The sequence below is a fragment of the Neobacillus sp. NPDC058068 genome (assembly GCF_042885335.1).
Taxonomy (GTDB): domain Bacteria; phylum Bacillota; class Bacilli; order Bacillales; family Cytobacillaceae; genus Neobacillus.
This window is the reverse complement of sequence record NZ_JBHVSI010000049.1, coordinates 1-2,151: the sequence shown is the minus strand read 5'-3', so window position 1 is coordinate 2,151 and position 2,151 is coordinate 1. Positions and strand designations below refer to the sequence as shown.

At 44.8% G+C, this 2,151-nt stretch carries 1 protein-coding gene and 4 tRNA genes; all 5 read right to left on the bottom strand.

Going from position 1 to position 2,151, the window contains the following annotated elements; all coding sequences use genetic code 11:
* Positions 1–149: 149 nt before the first annotated feature.
* A tRNA-Phe gene (locus ACFVSW_RS27850) sits at positions 150–222 on the bottom strand.
* 9 nt (positions 223–231) lie between these two features.
* A tRNA-Asp gene (locus tag ACFVSW_RS27845) sits at positions 232–308 on the bottom strand.
* Between the two features lie 8 nt (positions 309–316).
* A tRNA-Glu gene (locus ACFVSW_RS27840) sits at positions 317–388 on the bottom strand.
* A 13-nt stretch (positions 389–401) separates the two neighbouring features.
* Positions 402–477, bottom strand: a tRNA-Lys gene (locus ACFVSW_RS27835).
* A gap of 136 nt (positions 478–613) precedes the next feature.
* Positions 614–1,906, bottom strand: coding sequence for an adenylosuccinate synthase (locus ACFVSW_RS27830; protein WP_387319869.1), 1,293 nt, complete (start codon positions 1,904–1,906; stop codon positions 614–616).
* Positions 1,907–2,151 lie beyond the last annotated feature (245 nt).

Genomic DNA, 2,151 nt, shown 5'->3' with positions numbered 1-2,151 from the left:
GCGCTAAAGCGCCTGCGGGGTCTCACCTGTCCCGCTGCTCCCGCAGGAGTCTCGCGCCTTCCACTCCAATCAACATTGTGCTCAAAATCAACAATATGCTTTAACACAGCCAAAAAAAAGAAACCTGCGTTAGCAAGCTTCTTTTTGTATGGCTCAGGACGGAATCGAACCGCCGACACAAGGATTTTCAGTCCTTTGCTCTACCGACTGAGCTACTGAGCCATTTATGTATGGCGGTCTGGACGGGACTCGAACCCGCGACCTCCTGCGTGACAGGCAGGCATTCTAACCAACTGAACTACCAGACCAAAACCAATGACCCCTACGGGATTCGAACCCGTGTTACCTCCGTGAAAGGGAGGTGTCTTAACCACTTGACCAAGGGGCCATATTATTAAAAATGGTGAGCCATGAAGGACTCGAACCTTCGACCCTCTGATTAAAAGTCAGATGCTCTACCAACTGAGCTAATGGCTCGTACTGAGTTAAGTAATTTGTCGTATTGTGACGACGCTTTTTATAATATCATGGATAATAGCTAATAGGCAATACTTTTTTTAAAAAAATTTTAAATAAATGAAGCCCTCAAATTTTGAGGGCTCTTATTCTTGATTTAAATCTGTCTCCAAGGGCTGCGAACGACGTTTGTTTGGTTTCGATCTGGGCCGACAGAGAAGGTGGTCAGCGGAACTCCTGTAAGCTGGGTGACACGCTCAATATAATGGCGGGCATTTGCAGGCAGTTCATCTAATGATTTAACGCCTGTAATATCCTCATTCCAGCCTGAAAGCTCCTCATATACAGGTTCACACTCCGCTAATACCTTTAAGCTCGCTGGATACTCTGTAATGAGTTCACCTTTATAGCGATAGGCCGTACATATTTTCAACGTTTCGATACCTGTTAAGACGTCAATCGAATTAAGGGAAAGATCGGTTAACCCGCTGACACGGCGGGCATGACGGACAACGACGCTATCAAACCAGCCGACACGGCGCGGGCGTCCTGTTGTAGTGCCGTATTCGCGTCCAACCTCACGGATACGGTTTCCCGTTTCATCATTTAATTCAGTAGGAAACGGGCCATCCCCGACACGGGATGTGTATGCCTTACAAACGCCAACGGCATGGGTAATTTTCGATGGACCAACACCTGATCCAATCGTTACTCCGCCGGCAACTGGGTTAGATGATGTAACAAAAGGATACGTGCCTTGGTCAATATCCAGCATAACACCCTGGGCACCTTCAAAGAGCACCCGCTTACCGTCATCTAGAGCATCATTTAACACCACAGATGTATCGCAGACATATTGCTTAATCTGCTGTCCATACTCAAAATATTCATCTAAGATTTCTTCTTTCTTAAAGCCGGTCGTCTCATAAATCCGTTCAAATAAGCGGTTTTTCTCAGCAAGATTCCGCTCAAGTTTTTCCTCAAACACATCGCGCTCAAGCAAGTCAGCGATTCGAATACCGACGCGGGCGGCCTTGTCCATATAGGCAGGTCCGATTCCCTTTTTGGTCGTACCAATCTTATTAGCACCCTTACTTTCTTCTTCCACTTCATCCAATTTTAAATGATATGGAAGGATCACATGGGCACGATTGCTAATCCGAAGATTCTCAGTTGTAACGCCTTTTTCATGTAAATAGGCCAATTCCGTAACCAATGCTTTTGGATCAACAACCATTCCATTGCCGATTACGCTTATTTTTTCTTTATTAAAAATCCCCGATGGAATTAAGTGTAATTTGTAGGTTTCTCCGTTAAATTTGATGGTGTGGCCTGCGTTGTTTCCACCTTGATAACGCGCAATTACCTCTGCATTTTCAGACAAAAAGTCAGTTATCTTTCCCTTGCCTTCGTCTCCCCACTGCGTACCAACTACCACTACTGATGACATTTAACGCACCTCCGAAATTTTTGTTTCCTGTTATTATTTATTAGCACCACAATAGTTTAACAATTTCCCACTTAAAAATCAACAAAACACGAACATTTTATAGTTAAATATAAAATTATGTTCGTGAAATATAGGAATCTATTAAAATAAAGGCTGTGTTAAAAGAGAATGTTGATTTCCGTTCCAGGCGCTTCGCTTTCCGCGGGGCGGGCGGTGAGCCTCCTCGGCGCTAAAGCGCCTGCGGG